Source organism: Pedobacter psychrophilus, assembly GCF_001652725.1.
GTDB classification, from domain to species: Bacteria; Bacteroidota; Bacteroidia; order Sphingobacteriales; family Sphingobacteriaceae; genus Pseudopedobacter; species Pseudopedobacter psychrophilus.
Genome location: NZ_LWHJ01000022.1, coordinates 278,230 through 297,934, shown reverse-complemented (window position 1 = coordinate 297,934; position 19,705 = coordinate 278,230). Strand labels below are relative to the sequence as shown.

At 33.8% G+C, this 19,705-nt stretch carries 15 protein-coding genes; 8 read left to right on the top strand and 7 right to left on the bottom strand.

Going from position 1 to position 19,705, the window contains the following annotated elements; genetic code table 11:
- Position 1 precedes the first annotated feature (1 nt).
- The 7 genes from A5893_RS06080 to A5893_RS06050 form a co-directional block, all read right to left on the bottom strand.
- Entirely contained in the window at positions 2-1,054 is a 1,053-nt protein-coding gene (locus A5893_RS06080) for a hypothetical protein (protein ID WP_068821663.1), read from the bottom strand.
- Between the two features lie 57 nt (positions 1,055-1,111).
- The gene (locus A5893_RS06075; RefSeq protein ID WP_157687485.1) at positions 1,112-1,816 is read right to left on the bottom strand and encodes a phosphatase PAP2 family protein; all 705 of its coding nucleotides are present in this window, start codon (positions 1,814-1,816) and stop codon (positions 1,112-1,114) included.
- A gap of 101 nt (positions 1,817-1,917) precedes the next feature.
- Positions 1,918-2,901 carry a flotillin-like protein FloA gene (gene floA / locus A5893_RS06070; protein WP_068821661.1) on the bottom strand — a complete coding sequence of 328 codons (984 nt, stop codon included), beginning with the start codon at positions 2,899-2,901 and terminating at the stop codon, positions 1,918-1,920.
- Positions 2,902-2,915: 14 nt separating this feature from the next.
- The gene (locus A5893_RS06065; RefSeq protein ID WP_068821660.1) at positions 2,916-3,380 is read right to left on the bottom strand and encodes a redoxin domain-containing protein; all 465 of its coding nucleotides are present in this window, start codon (positions 3,378-3,380) and stop codon (positions 2,916-2,918) included.
- Positions 3,381-3,406: 26 nt separating this feature from the next.
- Entirely contained in the window at positions 3,407-4,321 is a 915-nt protein-coding gene (locus A5893_RS06060) for an SDR family oxidoreductase (protein ID WP_068821659.1), read from the bottom strand.
- A gap of 376 nt (positions 4,322-4,697) precedes the next feature.
- Positions 4,698-7,415: a TonB-dependent receptor gene (locus A5893_RS06055; protein ID WP_082911352.1), complete on the bottom strand. Its 2,718-nt coding sequence runs from the start codon at positions 7,413-7,415 to the stop codon at positions 4,698-4,700.
- A gap of 140 nt (positions 7,416-7,555) precedes the next feature.
- Complete coding sequence (locus A5893_RS06050) at positions 7,556-8,851, bottom strand: SGNH/GDSL hydrolase family protein (RefSeq protein WP_068821657.1); 1,296 nt, start codon at positions 8,849-8,851, stop codon at positions 7,556-7,558.
- A gap of 257 nt (positions 8,852-9,108) precedes the next feature.
- On the opposite strand from A5893_RS06050, the gene atpD reads away from it, so the two are divergent.
- From atpD to A5893_RS06010, 8 genes are all read left to right on the top strand, one after another.
- Complete coding sequence (atpD, locus tag A5893_RS06045) at positions 9,109-10,617, top strand: F0F1 ATP synthase subunit beta (RefSeq protein WP_068821656.1); 1,509 nt, start codon at positions 9,109-9,111, stop codon at positions 10,615-10,617.
- Positions 10,618-10,691: 74 nt separating this feature from the next.
- The gene (gene atpC / locus A5893_RS06040; protein WP_068821655.1) at positions 10,692-10,940 is read left to right on the top strand and encodes an ATP synthase F1 subunit epsilon; all 249 of its coding nucleotides are present in this window, start codon (positions 10,692-10,694) and stop codon (positions 10,938-10,940) included.
- 470 nt (positions 10,941-11,410) lie between these two features.
- Positions 11,411-12,298 carry an aminotransferase class IV gene (locus A5893_RS06035; protein WP_068821654.1) on the top strand — a complete coding sequence of 296 codons (888 nt, stop codon included), beginning with the start codon at positions 11,411-11,413 and terminating at the stop codon, positions 12,296-12,298.
- Positions 12,299-13,978 carry a dihydroxy-acid dehydratase gene (gene ilvD, locus A5893_RS06030; protein WP_068821653.1) on the top strand — a complete coding sequence of 560 codons (1,680 nt, stop codon included), beginning with the start codon at positions 12,299-12,301 and terminating at the stop codon, positions 13,976-13,978. It begins immediately after the preceding gene.
- 120 nt (positions 13,979-14,098) lie between these two features.
- Positions 14,099-15,838: a biosynthetic-type acetolactate synthase large subunit gene (ilvB, locus tag A5893_RS06025; protein ID WP_068821652.1), complete on the top strand. Its 1,740-nt coding sequence runs from the start codon at positions 14,099-14,101 to the stop codon at positions 15,836-15,838.
- Between the two features lie 63 nt (positions 15,839-15,901).
- Positions 15,902-16,504 carry an acetolactate synthase small subunit gene (ilvN, locus tag A5893_RS06020; RefSeq protein WP_068821651.1) on the top strand — a complete coding sequence of 201 codons (603 nt, stop codon included), beginning with the start codon at positions 15,902-15,904 and terminating at the stop codon, positions 16,502-16,504.
- Positions 16,505-16,552: 48 nt separating this feature from the next.
- Positions 16,553-18,034 carry a ketol-acid reductoisomerase gene (gene ilvC / locus A5893_RS06015; RefSeq protein WP_068821650.1) on the top strand — a complete coding sequence of 494 codons (1,482 nt, stop codon included), beginning with the start codon at positions 16,553-16,555 and terminating at the stop codon, positions 18,032-18,034.
- 146 nt (positions 18,035-18,180) lie between these two features.
- Positions 18,181-19,686, top strand: a complete 1,506-nt coding sequence (locus A5893_RS06010) for an ATP-binding cassette domain-containing protein (protein ID WP_068821649.1) — start codon at positions 18,181-18,183, stop codon at positions 19,684-19,686.
- The last annotated feature ends 19 nt before the right edge of the window (positions 19,687-19,705 follow it).

Here is a 19,705-nt window from a genome sequence, read left to right as displayed (position 1 = left end):
ATTAATTTTTTTTATTCTCTAAGCAAGAATATATATGAGCTTTTACCAATCTGCCCATGTGCCTAATTTTATTAAATTTTTTGTCGTTGTGGTAAATAGCTAATTCTTTTCCTAAGGCTATTGTTTTCTCTATTGGTGATATTTCATCAGTTAAAGAAGCTTCAAAAAGTTCTTTTAAACGATAGCGAGCCAATTTAACCCTATGACTAATGATGCTCCGCTCCTCTTGTTGATATTGTTTCATAGTTTTTTCATTAATGGATTCCATTCCTAAAAAAACCAGATTGTTATTTTCTTTAAAATATTGTGGTAAATAAAGTTTTAATTTGCCTTCATAAGATTGCTGATCAAAATCTATTGCCCTTATCCTGTACTGATTACCTTCTATGTCTGGGGTAATATCTACTACAAAATTATAAGATCGCATGTCACCTAAAAGTCGTACAAAACAACGTTCATTAAATTTCACAAACTCTTTGCTAATGCGGGTTTGATTAAATTTAATATCATTGATGTATTCATCAACAAAAACATCACCTGGTAAACCAGGAATGTGTTCTTCTATTAAAGTTTCTGTATCTGTAATATAATTGATTCTGTTAGGAGATAAAATATGCTCCAATTCTAAACCGTAAACTCTTGAAGCATCTGCCCTCTTTACATAAAAATGATCATAATTGTCATTTAGACGGTTTATGATACGAACCCTAAATGGTTTAGAATTTCCAAAAGAACAATAATCTATTCTGGAAACTGAAAGATGATCCATTACTTCTAACCTTCCAGAAGCATTCATCAAAGCGTAAATGTATTTTAAACCAGGATACAATTCGGCCATTTCAGCCTCATCATAATAAACAGTTTTCCATAAAGTGTCTTTATCGTTTTTATCTAGCAAAGGTGTTGAAAGATTAAAACGCAGCATATCTGAGTATTTAACTGGAATTTCAATTTCACGGTCGTATTTAAGAAGATATTCTTTAAGTGGTTTTTTTACGCTGTAAAAAATTTTCTTTTTTGAAGGAACATCATTTCTATCTTCTAAAATAGTCATATTCAAATCTAACTCTTTTTATGAATTAAATTTTGGTAGAAGTTCTTTTAAAAGATTTTAGCGTTTACGTTTATGAGAATTGAAAAATTTATTGTTTAGCCAATAAGCTCCTTTCGTAGTTAAAATCCCAATTCCTGCCCCAGCTAAAACATCGCTTAAATAATGTTTGTTATTTAACATACGTAGTGAACCAGTTGCAGATGCGGCTACATAACCACTATAACTCAATAAAACCGAAGATTTTTTAAATTCCTGGTGCATAAACTCTGCAGCCGCAAATGCAGTAGCTGTGTGTCCGGAAGGAAATGAATTATTACCACTAAAATCTGGTCTTTGCTCGCCGGTAATACTTTTTAAGGCAAAAACAGTACCTGCCATTAATAAACTAGAGGTCGCATAAATTTTGGCAGATGTCCACATATTGTTTTGGCCTTTAAAACCCGAAGCTTTTAAGGCAAATGTGATTGCTGCAGGAGAAAATTGAAGATAATTATCAGCCTTTGTATGAAAATTTGGATGGTCTTCCATAATTTCAGCTCTGATTTCAGAATTCCATTCTTTAGTTTCTGTATTGGTCAATGATAAAAATCCATATGAAATTAATGCAGCAGGGATGATTAGATTTTTTTGAGTATTGAGGTTAAATCCAGTTTTAGGAAATTGATAAATCCTATCACTAGATTTTGGGAAATTGATGTTTTGCGCATTAGAAACATTCCCTAATACCAATGAAAATGCAATAAAAAACAATAACTTTTTCAAAACTAATTTTCTTACAAACTAGCATTTAATTCTGAAGAAAATCTGTATCAAAAAAAGCACCCGTTTACAAACGGATGCTTTTATAATATTAAATAAAGCGACTATTTTTTATCCTTATTTCCGTTGGTTGGCTTAGAAATAGATTCTCTCATATCTGTATCTGCCTGGATATTTTGCATTTTATAATAGTCCATAATGCCTAAATTTCCGCTTCTAAAAGATTCGGCAATGGCCAAAGGAATTTGAGATTCTGCCTCAATTACCTTTGCTCTTGCATCTTGGGCTTTTGCTCTCATCTCCTGTTCGTAAGCCACGGCAAATGCTCTACGCTCTTCTGCTTTTGCATTTGCTACTTTTAAATCAGCTTCTGCCTGATCTGTTTGTAATTTCGCACCAATATTATCACCAATATCAATATCAGCAATATCTATGGATAAAATTTCGAAAGCGGTACCAGAATCTAATCCTTTTGATAAAACTACTTTAGATATTTTATCTGGGTTTTCTAAAACTTCTTTGTGGCTAACTGCAGATCCAATTGTAGTAACAATACCTTCACCAACCCTAGCCAAAATTGTTTCTTCGCCAGCACCACCCACCAATTGGTTAATGTTTGCCCTAACGGTTACCCTTGCTTTTGCTATTAATTGTATACCATCTTTTGCAACAGCGGCAACGGGAGGAGTATTAATTACCCTCGGGTTTACCGATAGCTGAACAGCTTCAAAAACATCTCTACCTGCTAAATCTATTGCCGTAGCTAATTTAAAATCTAACGGAATATTTGCTTTATCAGCAGATATGAGCGATTTAATAACATTGTTAACATGTCCTCCTGCTAAGTAATGTGTTTCAATTTCATTTGATGTAAGATTAAGGCCAGCCTTTGTTGATGTAATTAATGCATTAACAACCAAAGATGGTGGAACTCTTCTCAATCTCATTAAAACTAAATTGAGTAAGTTAATTTTAACACCCGATAATTGTGCAGTAAACCAAAGGTTTACGGGCAAAACATATAACAGAAAAAAAAGTGCAACTATGCTGCCGATAATGATAAAAATGATGCTATAAGAGCCATCCATATTTTAGGTTTTAATTATGATTTGACAATATCGTCAATTGCTTTGAAATTAGGAAGATCACCTGCAGACTCTAATACTTCTGCGTAGATTATTTTTTGATTTTCATCGATAACAAATGCCGCTCTTTTAGAAACACCTTTCAAATTGAAAACAAATTCATTATAAAAAGCCCCGTAGGCTTGTGAAACCTCTTTATTAAAATCGGATAATAAAGGAAATTGATAATTATTTTCTTCTTTAAATTTGGCCAATGTAAAAGGAGAATCTACTGAAATACCTAAAACCTGTGCTCCTAATCCCTCATAAAAACCAAAATTATCTCTCATTGTACAAAGTTGTGTTGTACAAACACCTGTAAAGGCCATTGGGAAAAAATGTAATATTATTTTTTTCCCTGCAAAATCTTTTAAGGAAACTTCTTTTAACTCTGAACTGAAAAGTGTAAAATCTGGGGCTTTATCGCCAACTTTTAATGCCATAATATTGATAATTGATTTGTATAAAATTAATTGGTTTGTAATTTTTCTACTTGTTGTTGCATAATTTTCATCCCTTCATAAAAAGAACGGGGATTATAACCTAATTCCTTAATTGATTTATCTAAAATAAAACCTGTTTTTACAGGTCTTTTTGCAGCTTGGTTTAAAGAAGAAGAACTAATAGGATTAATTAAAGTTTTATCTAATTGATAAAAATCAGCAACTTGTTCTACCATTTCAATTATGCTTAACATATCTTTTCCAGAAGCATTAAAAATTCCTTGTGCTTTCTTCTCGGCTGCTAAAAGACAAATATCAGCCAAGTCTTCAGCTAGGGTTGGCATACGCCACTGATCGTTAACTACATTAATAGTATTGCCTTTTTCTAAAGCTCCTTTAGCCCATAAAACGATATTGCTCCTGCTCATATCATTTACAATCCCATAAACAATAATCGTTCTTAATATTGTCCAATTAATATCAGATTTTTTTAATAAATTTTCTGCAGCAAGTTTAGATTCTCCATAATAAGAAACCGGACAAGGCGACGCATCTTCCAAATATGGGCCCGCTAAACCATCAAAAATAAAATCGGTAGAAAGATGGATCAGTTGTACATCATGTTTTTTGCAAACCTTAATCAGGTTTTCTACAGCAGTAACGTTTAAAGCCCAACAAGCTTCTCTTTCTGTCTCACAAGTATCCACGTTAGTCATTGCAGCAGTATTTATAACTGCATTTGGTAAAAATTTACCTATAACATTATCTAAACTATCATATTCGAGGATATCCATTTCTTCATAAGTATATCCTTCTTTTACAGAAAATCTATTTTCGCCCTTGGCTGTAGCAACTAACTCAAAATCATTTTCTTTTAAAATTCTTTCCGTTAGTTTTTGTCCTAATAAGCCATTGCTTCCTGTTACCAATACTTTTTTCATCTGTCCGAAAATACTTTATTTATCGAGTATCGCAAAGATTATATTTAATTGGAGACAATAATTTTTAAATAGGAATATTCTTTAATATTATATAATAATGTATTAATATACATCTGCTTATTGTTTATGAGCTTTATTCCTTTTTCTCAATCCCAAATAAAATTAAATTGTTTAAAAAATTAGTAAAAAACATTTGAGAATAAATTGAAATTCAAAATTGAATATAAAAAAAATGGCGCAAGTAATAAGCTTGCACCATTCTATAAACAAATCATGATCAGTTAAATGATTATGATTTGTTTTATTATTCTATTTGTGTCACCACAATAAAAAATTTAACTATTTAATACCTATTAAATACTCAATAAACTATTTTTTACTTCAAATCAACTAAAATCCCTGCAAAAATCATTCGTCCTAATTGCGGTCCACCCCAAATTTGTGTATTGTAAGAGTTAGTTAAATTGGTACCACCAATTTGAATAGTTGATTTTTGCTTCACAAATTTATAGCTTAAAGATGCATCTAAAGTTCCAATATTATCTATCGGACCGATATCAAATGGAAACTCATAAGTAAAACGTTCTTGCCATCTGTAATTTACATTATAACTAATTTTCTTTTTTAGCTCACCATCTATCCCTAAATTAAATTTATTTTCTGGTGTATTGTAAAATGCTAAGAATCCAGTTGGTACGTCTCCAATTTTATTATAACTGTAATTACCACTAAAATTTAGTTCTCTTTTATAGTTATAATTTAACCCTAAACTTACACCTTGTGTAGTAACTTCTTGCTCATTATTATACCAAACTTGTATAATTCTGGTAGGACTAGCTGGGTCACTTAATCTATTTCTAAGTTGAGTGTCTGGACCCGGTGCTGCTCCTACTGCAACTGCTAATTGTCCGGCGTTTGGACGTGTGCCATCTGTATTTCCAACAAATGGTTGCGCTCCAATAAAGTTATTATATTTACTATTGTAATAAGCTACATCAAAAAATAACTTATCCATTAAAATAGTTTTATATCCAACTTCAAAAGTGTTTACTTGTTCTAAATCTAACTTGTTTGCATTGTAATTAAATGCAGTTGAGCCACCTGCCACAGCCCCTATATTAACTGCTGGGTTGCCTTGCGTTAATAAGGTAGTATTATATCCCTGAAAACCATTTCTTACGTTACCTAATAATAAAGCACTACCTATATCTAATTTAATAAACTGATCAATTTGAGTTGGGCTTCTAAAAGCTGTACCATAACTTGCCCTAAAGTTATTTTCTCTTTGATTGCCAAAAGTATATACTGCAGATGCTCTTGGAGAAACTTTAGAATCAAAGTTTTTAAAATTATCTAAACGGGCAGCAACCTGTATTTTTAAAGCGTCTTTAAATAAGGTTTTTGCAGCTTGGCTATAAAAACCGTACTCATAATTTTGAATTCTATCTCCACCAGCTACATCTTCAAAAACTGCACCTTGAGAGGCTAAACCAAATGAACGGTAGGCTCCACCCACAATTAAATCTACAGGCTTAAATTTAAAATTATATTGCCCACTTACATCAGACATGATAGAGTTAACAGGCAAACGAGAGCCTGCTGGCTGGTTTAATTCTGCATTATATTTCTTCAAAGCATTAAAAGCAGTACTGCCTTCCTTTGGCCAAGTTGCTTCGGCTGTTGCATAAGCTTGCACTGGGGTTTGCCCTCCTTGCAAAGCTGCTCCATAGGTTCCGAAAAATAAAGCAGTGTAACTAGTTGCTCCACCAGGCAATGCAGGTTGACCAACTGTGGTAGGGTTAGTTGTAGCCATTCTAGCACCTAAAAAGCTTAAATCATAAGAATCAGAACCATTATCTTCTGTCCTAAATCCACGGATAAACCAATTATCAGATTTCAATTCAGCTTTAAATTGGTCTACATATAAATTCTTTAAACGATATCTACTGGTAGACTGGTAAGTTGTTGTTCCGCCTGCTCTTTTATAATCTAAAGTGGCTTTTAACTTATCAGTAATTAAATAAGAAATGCTTGGATTAATACGGAAAGATGTAGTCTTATTATCATCGCCGATTAAACCAGCTTCGCTCCATCCTGGCGTATAAATCACCTCGTTTGGTACTATGCTTACCCCAGCTTGTGTAGTTGTAATTTCTCCATATTTATTTAAAGCATCGTATCCAAATCCAGAGCCGGGCTGGTAGTTTTTACCTGAAGTTATACGCTTTGGTGCAAAATTATCCGCCATCCAATCATCGGCGGTAAAGTATGAGCCATTAATTTTAAAGGCTAATTTATCGTTGATTTTTTTGGCATACCTAACTTGGCCGTCAAATAAACTTCTATTACCACCTTTTAATTTAAGAGATAGTCCTTCTGTATAAAATGGATCTTTAGAATTTGTTAAAATAACTCCATTAAATGCATTTGCGCCATAAAGTGCTGAAGCAGGTCCGTGAATAATTTCTACATTACTAATATCAAGCTCGGCAACACCCAACATATTACCAGCATTTAAGTTTAAACTAGGTACTTGAATATCAACATAATCTGCTAGTTGAATAATTCTTTCAGATTTTGGACTGTTAAAACCCCTTGTTGATACTGAGGTTAGCAACATTGATGAGCTATTAATATCAATTCCTTGGTATTTACTCAAGTTAGCATATAAATCTGTACCTCCACTGTTTAACAATTGTTGACTGGTGATTTTAGTAACCGTAACGGGAGCTTCTAAAATTCGCTCTTCCACTCTAGAGGCAGAAACTATTATCTCGTTAAAAGAAAAAACCTTTTCTGCTAACACAACATTAAGAGATGATGTAGGTGCTTTAAGGGTTAGCTTTTGCGTCTCATAACCTAGGTAAGATATTTCTAATACCAATGGGGAGCCATCAAAATTTAAATTTAAAGCAAACTCACCCTTAACATTGGTTGTCGTACCTATAAATTTGCCCTGTAAAACAATACTTGCTCCAATAATTGGACTATTATCTTTAGCGGTTACTTTACCTTTGACGTTTTGTGCAAACGAATTAAAAGCAAAAGATATAAGGCATAGCATTAGCATGCCCAATAGTATTAATTTTCTCATTAGTTTTTATTTTAGTTATTGATTTGGTTTACTTTAGTAATATGGTTCTATGAATTAAATCAAAATTTCTAACAAAATTTTAAGTTTCCATTTTATAAAAAAAAGAACAATGCCATTTTGATTTAGGGTAAAAATTAATTTTAATTAAACCTTAAAAAGGTATAATTTCCTAAATTTACTTTAGGCAATGTAGACCCGTATTTTAAATTTATTTGTGTCATCATTTCATTTGCAACCACTGCATAGCCCATTGGTGTCAAATGTACACCGTCTAAAGAAAATACTTTACCTTGTATGAAAGAGCTATTTAAGGTAACACCGTCTATAATTCTGCCCGTTCCTTTCAATGTGTTTAAATATTCAAAAGCGTCAAAAATAGCTAGGCCTTTTGCATTTGCTAATGTTTTAATACTGGTATTATAGCTACCAACAAAATCCCTTACAATTGCAACTTCGTCTTTATCTAAAACATACTTGCTTTCTATAGGATTTAAAGGTGATAATCCATAGAATGTAAGCGGACTAATTAAGCTTGTAGGAAAAGGTAAAATTATTAAATCCTCACTAGTTGCAGCTCTTGCGCCAGTGCTAGTGGCTATATATAAGGCAGTTACAGTTGGAGCTTGTGCTTTCACGCCTGCTAAAACAGCCGCAACGGTAACAGTATTAAAATAAGGTATTGAAGATACATCAGGTATCGTAGCAACAATTCCTTTTGCTCCTTTAGCAGTTAATTTATCTAATAGCTCTGCATACATATTGTTAAAATCAGCTTTTGGAGTTAAAAAATCACCTACACCACCGGTAGTAGCATAAGCCAAAACATCATTGTTACCTAACCAATTAGAAAAAAAAGTAAAATCTTTGGCGGTAGCAAAATCTAAGTAAGTAGTAGAATTTGTTCCAGCATTACCCGGCAATAAACGTTCGTAAAAACCATTCACGTTTCCGTAAACTGCTAGTTTAATGTCACGTAGCTTTATTCCTGGTACTCCATAATTGTTAATATCTGTAGTATATTTTGTGTATAAAGTTACGCTTCCAAAGCCAGGAATAGTAGTAGTTCCTCTAACACCTAAATCAGTTGTTACAGGAATCAAATTAGGAGATCCGGATGCAGATAAACCACCATATTTTAAATAACCCGAACCATTTTTTTGTGCGGTACTGAATAGAGGTTGTAAAAATTCCCCTCCTCCTGCCAATTTCATTTGTTGAGCAATTATAGATGGGAAAGAATTTAACTGCCCAGCCAGGTATAAACCATTATCAGCATATCCAGCTGTCAATGAGTTTCCTAACGAAATGTATCTGGTAAAATTTGCTGATCCTGCTTGTGGCGCTATCTCTACATCGCTATTGGTATTAGATTTGCAGCCAATATTCAAGGCCAAAATTAGCGCAAAAAAGCATTTAATAATGTTTTTAGTTCTCATTTTATAATTTATTTAATAGTTTAATAATTGGTTTAGAGCAATTTAGGAATTGCTTTGTTATTATGCAAGCATAGCAAATATATTACTTCTTTTCAAATTATAACAAAAAATTAAAATTCATTTAGTTAATAAATCTTTAAAACAAATAATAATTATGTATTTGAAATTTGAGTTATAAAATGTAATTTTGCACACTCCTTTTAGAGGGCCTTAAATAGCTTAAAAACAAAGGATTTTAAATAAAATACCATTCATATATGCCAAATATTGGAAAAATAGCCCAGATCATTGGTCCGGTTATCGATGTAAGTTTTGCAGCAGAAGATGCAAAACTTCCAAAAATTTTTGACGCTTTAGTTATCACTAAAGAAAATGGACAAAAAATAGTTCTTGAAGTTCAACAACATTTAGGTGAAGATAGAGTAAGGGCTGTTGCCATGGATTCTACAGATGGTTTAGTAAGAGGAATGGACGTTGTAGACAGTGGATTTCCAATTAAAATGCCTGTTGGTGAAGCTATTAAAGGCCGCGTTTTTAATGTTGTAGGTGATGCTATTGACGGTATAGAAAACGTTGATAAATCTGAAGGAAAATCTATCCATAACTTGCCTCCAAGATTTGAAGACTTATCTACAGAAAATGAAATTCTTTTTACAGGTATTAAAGTAATCGACTTATTAGAGCCTTATGCAAAAGGTGGTAAAATTGGATTATTTGGTGGTGCTGGGGTTGGTAAAACTGTATTAATTCAAGAATTAATTAACAATATAGCTAAAGCTTACGATGGTTTATCAGTATTTGCTGGTGTAGGTGAGCGTACCCGTGAAGGAAACGATCTTTTACGTGAAATGATTGAGGCCGGCATTATTAAATATGGTGAGAAATTTAAGCATTCTATGGAAGAAGGCGGTTGGGATATATCATTAATCGATAAAGAAGAACTGAAAGACTCTAAAGCAACGTTTGTATTTGGTCAAATGAATGAGCCTCCTGGTGCTAGAGCTAGGGTTGCATTATCTGGGTTAACCATTGCAGAATATTATAGAGATGGGGAAGCAGACGGACAAGGTAAAGATATTCTTTTCTTTATCGATAATATCTTCCGTTTCACTCAAGCAGGTTCAGAGGTTTCGGCCCTACTAGGTCGTATGCCATCAGCTGTAGGTTATCAACCAACATTGGCAACAGAAATGGGAACCATGCAAGAACGTATAACTTCAACAAAAAGAGGTTCTATTACATCTGTACAAGCGGTTTATGTTCCTGCAGATGATTTGACCGATCCCGCTCCAGCAACAACATTTGCTCACTTAGATGCTACAACTGTACTTTCTCGTAAAATTGCTGAATTAGGTATTTATCCAGCGGTAGATCCTTTGGATTCTACTTCAAGAATTTTATCTCCTGCCGTTGTTGGAGATGAGCACTATGATTGTGCACAAAATGTTAAAGAAATTTTACAACGTTACAAAGAGTTACAAGATATTATTGCCATTTTAGGTATGGATGAGTTATCTGAAGAAGATAAATTAACTGTTTCTAGAGCTAGAAGGGTACAACGTTTTCTATCTCAACCTTTCCACGTAGCAGAACAGTTTACAGGTTTAAAAGGTGTTTTAGTTGATATTAAAGATACTATCAAAGGTTTTAACATGATTATGGCTGGTGAGGTTGATGAATATCCTGAAGGATCCTTTAACTTAGTTGGTAATATTGAAGAAGCTATAGAAAAAGGTAAAAAATTATTAGCTGAAGCAAACGCTTAGAAGACGTTAGATTTAAGTATTGCGTATTGAGATTAATACTCATTACTAAATACTTACTACTCAATACTGAAATAATGAATTTAGAAATATTAACGCCAGATAAAAAAGTTTTTGAAGGTGAAGTGACTTCTGTTACTGTACCAGGTGCGCAAGGTTCTTTTGAAATTTTAAACAATCATGCTCCTATTATATCTATTTTAGATGATGGTAAAGTAATAGTTAGAAGTGCAGGAAAAGAACAAAAATTTTATACTAAAGGTGGTGTTGTAGAAGTGATTGATAATAAAGTTATTGTACTAGCAGAAGGCGTAAAAGAAAAATAATAAACATCATTAAAAAGATTTTGAACCAGCCCATAAAGCTGGTTTTTTTATGACTTATTTTTCAAAATATTTAAACGTCACATAAAGTTTAGGCAGAAAACTAACGATTACTATGCTAGCATAATAAAGTATACCGAAAACCAATTCGTTGTTTAGTCTAAATAATTGGAAATATAAGCGCAAACAAAGAAAATTATAAGAAATTATATTTTGTCAATCCTTAATAAATAAAATTATATTTTTTTTGAGATTTATTTTATAAAGTATAGGATGATATAATTACATCCACTATATTGAGTATATCAAATTATAAAAAACCAAAAAATGCAAAACGTCACCATTATTAGAATTATTAATTTGCTACTGATTAGCAAAAATATGAAGGCGTGTATAAAATAAAACATTAAATATTTTCTAAACGCCTTCCCAAAAAGAAGGCGTTTTTTATATAAAAGATATCCATTTTTAAAATGAAAATATCACAAAGTAAAATCATATATCTTAACGGTTCATTTATAAATGATACTGAAAACATAATCGACTTTAAAAGCCAAACTACACAATATGGTTATGGTGCTTTTGAAGGGTTAAGATCTTATACAACCTCCAATGGAACAAAGATTTTTAAAGCCAAAGAACATTTTGAAAGATTAAAAAAATCTTGTGAAAAAATAAATCTGGATTTTGATTGGGACGTTACAACATTGATTAAAGATGCTTACCAATTATTAGAGGAAAATAATTTAAAAAACGCATACATAAGACCTCTTGTTTTTGCTAATGAGGGTATGGATATGGTAAGTGATGCAAAATCTCATTTGGTGATGATTGCTTGGGAATGGAATAGCTTTTATGGAGATGATTTGCTTAAAACTTGCGTTTCTTCTTATGAAAAGCCAAATCCTAATTCAACACCAATTGATGTTAAAATAACTGGAAATTATTTGAATTCTGTTTTAGCAATTAACGAAGCTAAAATAAGAGGGTTTGATGAAGCTATTTTACTAGATATGAATGGTTTTGTTGCCGAATCTACCTCAGCAAATGTCTTTATAGAAAAAGCAGGAAAACTTTACACGCCACAAAAAGGAAATATAATGGCAGGGATTACTAGAAACTCTGTGGTGCAAATTGCAAATCAATTAGATATAGAGGTGATAGAGAAAAATATTTCACTTGAAGAATTTAAAGCTGCTGATGCTGCATTTCTGTGTGGAACTGCTGTAGAAATTATAGGTATCAAATCAATAGATGAAACTATATTTCAATTATTATTTCAAGATAGCATCGGCGCAAGCATACAAAGGGTTTACAAAAGTCTAGTATTAGATAAATTAAGTTTTGAAGTTTTTATATAAATGGAATTAAATAAATACAGTAAAACATTTACACAAGATAAAACCCAACCGGCTACTCAAGCTATGTTGTACGGTATTGGGTTAACTACTGAAGACTTAAAAAAACCTCAGGTAGGCATTGCAAGTATGGGTTATGATGGTAACACTTGTAATATGCACCTAAATGATTTAGCAGCAATCGTTAAAAAAGGGGTTTGGAATAAAAACTTAGTCGGATTAACTTTCAATACCATTGGCATAAGTGATGGCTTAACAAACGGGACGGAAGGGATGCGTTACTCTTTAGTTTCTCGTGATTTAATTGCAGATTCTATCGAGGCAGTTTGCGCTGGACATTATTATGATGGATTAATTGCAATTCCTGGTTGCGATAAAAATATGCCCGGTTCTATTATGGCAATGGGAAGATTGAACCGTCCAAGTATTATGGTTTACGGCGGAAGCATCCACCCTGGTCATTATAAAGGAGAAGAATTAAATATCGTTTCTGCATTTGAAGCTTTAGGTAAAAAACTAGCCGGGAATATTTCTGATGAAGATTATCAAGGTGTAATTGAAAACTCTTGTCCGGGTGCGGGTGCTTGTGGAGGAATGTACACTGCAAATACAATGGCATCTGCAATAGAAGCAATGGGAATGAGTTTGCCATATAGTTCTTCTTATCCCGCTTTAAGCGAAGAGAAAAAGAACGAATGTTTAGAAGCTGGTAAATACATCAAGATTTTATTAGAAAAAGACATTAAGCCAAAAGACATCATGACCCAAAAAGCATTTCATAATGCTTTGATTATCGTAATGGTTTTGGGCGGTTCTACCAATGCGGTATTGCACTTAATTGCAATGGCAAAATCTGTAGGATTGAGTTTAACATTAAAAGATTTCCAAGATATAAGTGATAAAACCCCTGTAATTGCAGATTTAAAACCAAGCGGTAAATACTTAATGGAAGATGTGCATAACATGGGTGGTATGCCAGCTATTATGAAATATCTTTTGAAAAAAGGTTTGCTTCATGGCGATTGTATAACTGTTACTGGTAAAACAATGGCAGAAAATGTTGCTGAAGCTAAAGATTTAGATTTTGAAGAACAAGATATTATTCGTCCGTTAGAAAAGCCTATAAAAGCGACTGGGCATTTACAAATGCTTTATGGAAACATTGCAACTTTAGGTTCAGTAGCTAAAATCAGTGGAAAAGAAGGTGAATCATTTACAGGTCCAGCCCGTGTTTTTGATGGAGAGTTTGAACTGATTGCTGGAATATCATCTGGAAAAGTAAAAGCTGGAGATGTGGTAGTTATCAAAAACTCTGGACCAAAAGGCGCACCGGGAATGCCAGAAATGTTAAAACCAACCTCAGCGATTTATGGCGCAGGTTTAGGTGCTTCGGTTGCTTTGATTACAGATGGTCGTTTTTCTGGTGGAACACATGGTTTTGTAGTTGGACACATTACTCCAGAAGCTGTAGAAGGTGGAAATATTGGAATTATTGAGGATAATGACATCATTGAAATAAGTGCGACAACCAACACTATTAATTTAATAGTGAGTGAGGAAGAAATTGCTAAAAGAAGAGCTGCTTGGATTAAACCGGGACCAAAAGTAAAAAGTGGTGTTTTGTACAAATATTATAAACTGGTAAAAAATGCAACGGAAGGTTGTGTTACTGATGAGGATTAGTTTTTGCGTTAACGATAGAAGCGGCATCCTTTTTTGCCTATAGCCATAATGCAAAATGGCAAAAAAGATAAAGTGGATAGCGTGTTAAAACGCCCAAAAATATTTAAAAATAAATAAGTGATGGATACACTTGAAATAAACGATAAACAAACAAAAGAATCAGTTGCTACTGAGGAATTATCAGGTTCTCAAATTTTGCTAAAAGGTTTGATTGAAGAAGGTGTAGATACTATTTTCGGTTACCCGGGAGGTGCTATTATGCCTATTTATGATGCGCTTTATGATTTCAAAAAAGAGCTAAATCATATTTTAGTACGTCATGAGCAAGGCGCAACACATGCTGCACAAGGTTATGCTCGTTCATCTGGAAGAGTTGGAGTTGTGTTTGCAACTAGCGGACCAGGTGCCACAAATTTAATTACCGGAATTGCAGATGCGCAAATTGACAGTACGCCAATGGTGTGTATTACAGGGCAAGTTTTTGCTTCACTTTTAGGTACTGATGCTTTTCAAGAAACTGATGTGATTAATATCACTACGCCAATCACCAAATGGAATTATCAGGTTACTGATGCTTCGGAAATCCCTGAAGTTTTGGCTAAAGCATTTTATATCGCCAAATCTGGTCGCCCAGGTCCGGTTTTGATTGATATTACTAAAAATGCTCAAATTCAAAAAGTTGAAGTTGAAGCTTATCAGAAATGTGAGCACATTAGAAGTTACCGCCCTTATCCAATTGTTCGTCAAAATTATATTGAAAAGGCTGCTGCTTTAATCAATAGCGCTAAAAAACCTTTCGTTTTATTTGGACAAGGTATTCTATTAGGTAATGCAGAAAAAGAGTTTCAAGCTTTTGTAGAAAAAGCTGGAATACCTTCTGCTTGGACTATTTTAGGTGCTGGAGCAATTGCTACCGACCATCCTTTAAATGTTGGAATGTTGGGTATGCATGGCAATTATGGACCTAATGTTTTAACCAATGAATGCGATGTTTTAATTGCCATTGGGATGCGTTTTGATGACCGTGTTACAGGCCGTTTAGACAAATACGCAAGGCAAGCGAAAGTTATCCATTTGGATATTGACCCTGCTGAAATTGATAAAAATGTAAAAGCAGAAGTTCCGGTTTGGGGCGATTGTAAGGAAACCTTACCTCTGTTAACTGCTTTAGTTGAGGAAAAATCTCACGACGAATGGTTAGCAAAATTTAGGGATTTTACACAAAAAGAAATTGACCAAGTAATTGATGCAGAATGTAACCCAACAAGTGGTGAATTAACCATGGGCGAGGTCATCAATCAATTAAATATTTTGACTAAAGGTGATGCCATTATTGTTACTGATGTTGGTCAGCACCAAATGGTGGCTTGCCGATACGCTAAATTTAATCATACTCGTAGTAATATTACCAGTGGCGGTTTAGGAACGATGGGATTTGCCTTACCTGCAGCTATCGGCGCTAAATTTGGCGCCCCTGATAAAACAGTAGTAGCGGTTATTGGTGATGGCGGTTTCCAAATGACCATCCAAGAATTAGGCACCATTATGCAAAGTGGTATTGATGTTAAAATCATGATTTTAAATAATCAATTTTTAGGCATGGTACGCCAATGGCAAGAATTGTTTAACGATAAAAGATATTCTTTTGTCGATATCACTAGTCCTGATTTTGTAGCCGTTGCAAAAGGTTATTACATTGAAGGGCAAAAAGTATCAGAAAGAGAAAACTTAGTTGGAGCTTTAGAAACGATGCTTAACCATAAAGGCTCATACCTTTTAGAAGTGATGGTAACCAAAGAAAACAACGTTTTCCCAATGGTGCCTCAAGGTTGCAGCGTTTCAGAAATTAGACTTAAATAATCCATCCCGCCCCTCATTCCCCTAAAAGGGGATGACATAAGGGAAACAAAAAATTGATTTAAAATGGATTCAAATATAGAAAAGAAGGAATATAACATCACAGTTTATACCGAAAACCAAATTGGTTTATTAAACAGAATCGCTATTATCTTTAGCAGGAGAAAGCTAAATGTAGAAAGTTTGAATACTTCTCCGTCTGAAGTTGAAAGTATTCACAGATTCAATATCGTGATAAACGAAACGGAAGATGTAGTAAAGAAAGTTGCCCGCCAGTTAGAAAAGCAAGTGGAGGTTTTGAAAGTATATTTCAACACTAACGAAGATGTAATTTGGCAAGAATTGGCACTTTATAAAGTACCAACAGATATAATTGCCGAACATGTAAGTGTGGAACGTTTACTGCGTGAATATGGCGCAAGGGCTGTAGTTATCCGTAAAGATTATACGGTTTTTGAAACTACCGGACACCGAGAAGAAACAGATGCTTTAGTAGAAGTTTTACAACAATATGGATTGATAGAATTTGTAAGGAGTGCAAGAGTAGCTATTATTAAAGATAGTGATGGCTTTCATGCTAAACTACGTGAATTTGAAAGATTAGAACCTGGAGAGGATGTAATTGAAAACGAATATTTAAACAAAGGACAAAAAGTATTTACAATGTAAAAGTCCAAAACTATGGACAATAGATTATAAACGATTTAACAAAAAACAATGTCAAACTATTTTAACACATTACCACTTAGAGAGCAATTAAACCAATTAGGAGTTTGTGAATTTATGGATATCAGCGAGTTTGCTGATGGAGTAGAAGCATTAAAAGGAAAAAAATTAGTAATAATTGGTTGCGGAGCGCAAGGATTAAATCAAGGTTTAAACTTACGTGATAGCGGTTTAGATGTAAGTTACACTTTACGTAAAGAAGCAATAGAAGGTAAAAGGGATTCTTGGAAAAATGCTACCGAAAACAATTTCAAGGTTGGTACTTATGAAGAATTAATTCCAACAGCTGATATTTTAATCAATCTAACTCCTGATAAACAGCACACTTCAGTTGTGAATGCGGTGATGCCATTAATGAAAAAAGATGCAACGCTTTCTTATTCTCATGGTTTCAATATTGTTGAAGAAGGAATGCAAATCCGTAAAGATATTACTGTTATTATGGTTGCGCCAAAATGCCCAGGTTCTGAAGTTAGAGCAGAATATGTAAGAGGTTTTGGAGTTCCCACTTTAATTGCAGTTCACCCAGAAAACGACCCACAAGGAAAAGGTTTAGCGCAAGCAAAAGCTTATGCAGTAGGTACAGGCGGGCATAAAGCTGGTGTTTTATTGTCTTCTTTTGTTGCTGAGGTAAAATCAGATTTAATGGGCGAGCAAACCATTCTTTGTGGTTTATTGCAAACAGGTTCTATTTTATCATTTGATAAAATGATAGAAAAAGGAATTGATGCTGGTTATGCTTCTAAATTGGTTCAATATGGAGTAGAAGTAACTACTGAAGCTTTAAAGCAAGGTGGTATCACTGCGATGATGGATAGATTAAGTAATCCTGCAAAAATCAAAGCTTTCGAAATTTCTGAGGAAATGAAAGACATCATGCGTCCTTTATTCCAAAAACATCAGGATGATATCATGAGTGGTGAGTTCAGCAAAACCATGATGGAAGATTGGGCAAATGGCGATAAAAATTTATTGAAATGGAGAGCCGAAACTGGCGAAACTGCATTCGAAAAAACTCCTGCAGGCGATGTGAAGATTTCAGAGCAAGAATATTTTGATAACTATACTTTAATGGTTGCTTTCATCAGAGCAGGTGTTGAATTGGCTTTTGAAACGATGGTTCAGGCTGGCATTAAACCAGAATCTGCTTATTATGAATCTTTACATGAAGCACCGCTAATCGCGAATACCATTGCTAGAAAGAAATTGTTTGAGATGAATCGTGTAATTTCTGATACTGCAGAATATGGTTGCTATTTGTTCGACCAGGCTTGTAAACCATTATTAGCTGACTTCATGAAAAAAGTTGATACTGATTTAGTAGGTAAAAACTTTAATGAAGGTAAAGATGGCGGTGTGGATAACAGAAAATTAATTGAAGTGAACGAAGCTATCAGAACGCATCAAGTAGAAAAAGTTGGAGCGGTTTTGCGCCAAGCGATGACTGCCATGAAAGCGATTAAAACGAATTAAGAGCCTTACCCCTTTAATTCCCCTCTCCGAAAGAGAGGGGGGCTTTATGGAAAAGTAAACGGCAAAAATTAAATAATAATAATAATACACAAAACATTCAAGCTCTAATTCCCTCTCCTTTGGAGAGGGTTAGGGTGAGGCCAAAAATGCAGAGACCCAAAGTCCATATCGAAAATTTAAATTTCAAATACCAAAGCAATTCGGTGTTTGATGATTTGAGCTGGACTATCCAAAAAGGAGAACAATGGGTTTTATCTGGCATCAGCGGAAGCGGAAAAACAACCTTAGCGAAAGCGATTACTGGCTTAGCAGATTATGCTGGAAAAATTGAAATCAATTTTGATAACGAGATTCAATTGCCTGCAAAAGTTTCATTGGTCGAAAGTTGGTATCAATTCAAAAATGTGGAAGGTGTTGCTAATTTCTATTATCAACAGCGATATACTTCACAGCAAGCTAAAGAAACTTTAACCGTAAAAGCAGAATTGGCTCATTACGGTAAAGAAAATCATTTGGCTTTCGCCGATGTGGAACCGATTTTAAATGCTTTAGGCTTTGCCGGATTAAAGAATTCTCAATTGATAGAATTATCAAGTGGCGAACATAAAAAATTACAGTTGGTAAAAGCTTTGTGGTTAAAACCTCAGTTGTTAATTATCGACCAGCCTTACACAGGTTTGGATGTTAAATCCAGAGAAAGTTTAAATGCTTTGTTAAATGATGTTTGCGCAGAAGGTGTTTCTTTAATCATCATTTCTAATGATGAAGAATTACCAATATGTATCAATCGTTTTGCAAAAATTACAGGTGGAAAATTAGAAGAAATTTCTGCTCTAGAAAAAGCTTTTACAAACTCAAATTATGAATTGGGAGAAATTCCCGAATTTTTAAAACAAGCTCCTATTTATTCTTCCGGTTTAATCGCAAAAATGGTTGATGTAAATATCAGCTATGGCGAAAAGGAAGTGTTAAAAAACATCAATTGGGAAGTGAGAGCTGGTGAAAGATGGTTACTACAAGGGCCAAATGGTTCCGGAAAATCTACTTTGTTAAGTTTAATTAATGGCGACCATCCACAATCTTATGCCAACGAATTGTATTTATTCGGCAACAAAAGAGGAAGTGGTGAAAGCATATGGGATATTAAACAACATATCGGTTTAATATCTCCAGAGTTTCATTGGTATTTTGATGCAAACTCCACCGTTTTGGAAAGTGTAGCGTCAGGCTTGTATGATTCGGTAGGTTTATTTAAAACTTTACCCTACTCTAAAAAAGCACAAGTAGATGAATTAATTAATTTTTTCGGTTTAACCGAAAACAATAACGACTTATTAAATACGCTGCCTTTAGGCAAACAACGCCTGGTTTTATTAGCCAGAACCATCATCAAAAATCCAGAATTATTGGTTTTGGATGAACCTTGCCAGGGATTAGATAATCAGCAAACTGCTTATTTTAATCAGTTGATAGATAAAGTTTGTTCGAATGGGATGACTGTGATTTATGTCGGTCATTTTGAATCACAATTGCCGTCTTGTCTAGAGAAGAGAATGGTTTTGGAAAACGGAGAAGTGAAAGAAATTTCAGAAATAAAAAATAAAAATTTAACACTCAAAGAAACTATAAAAGACTTTGAGTTAACAATATAAATTTAACAACAAATAAAAT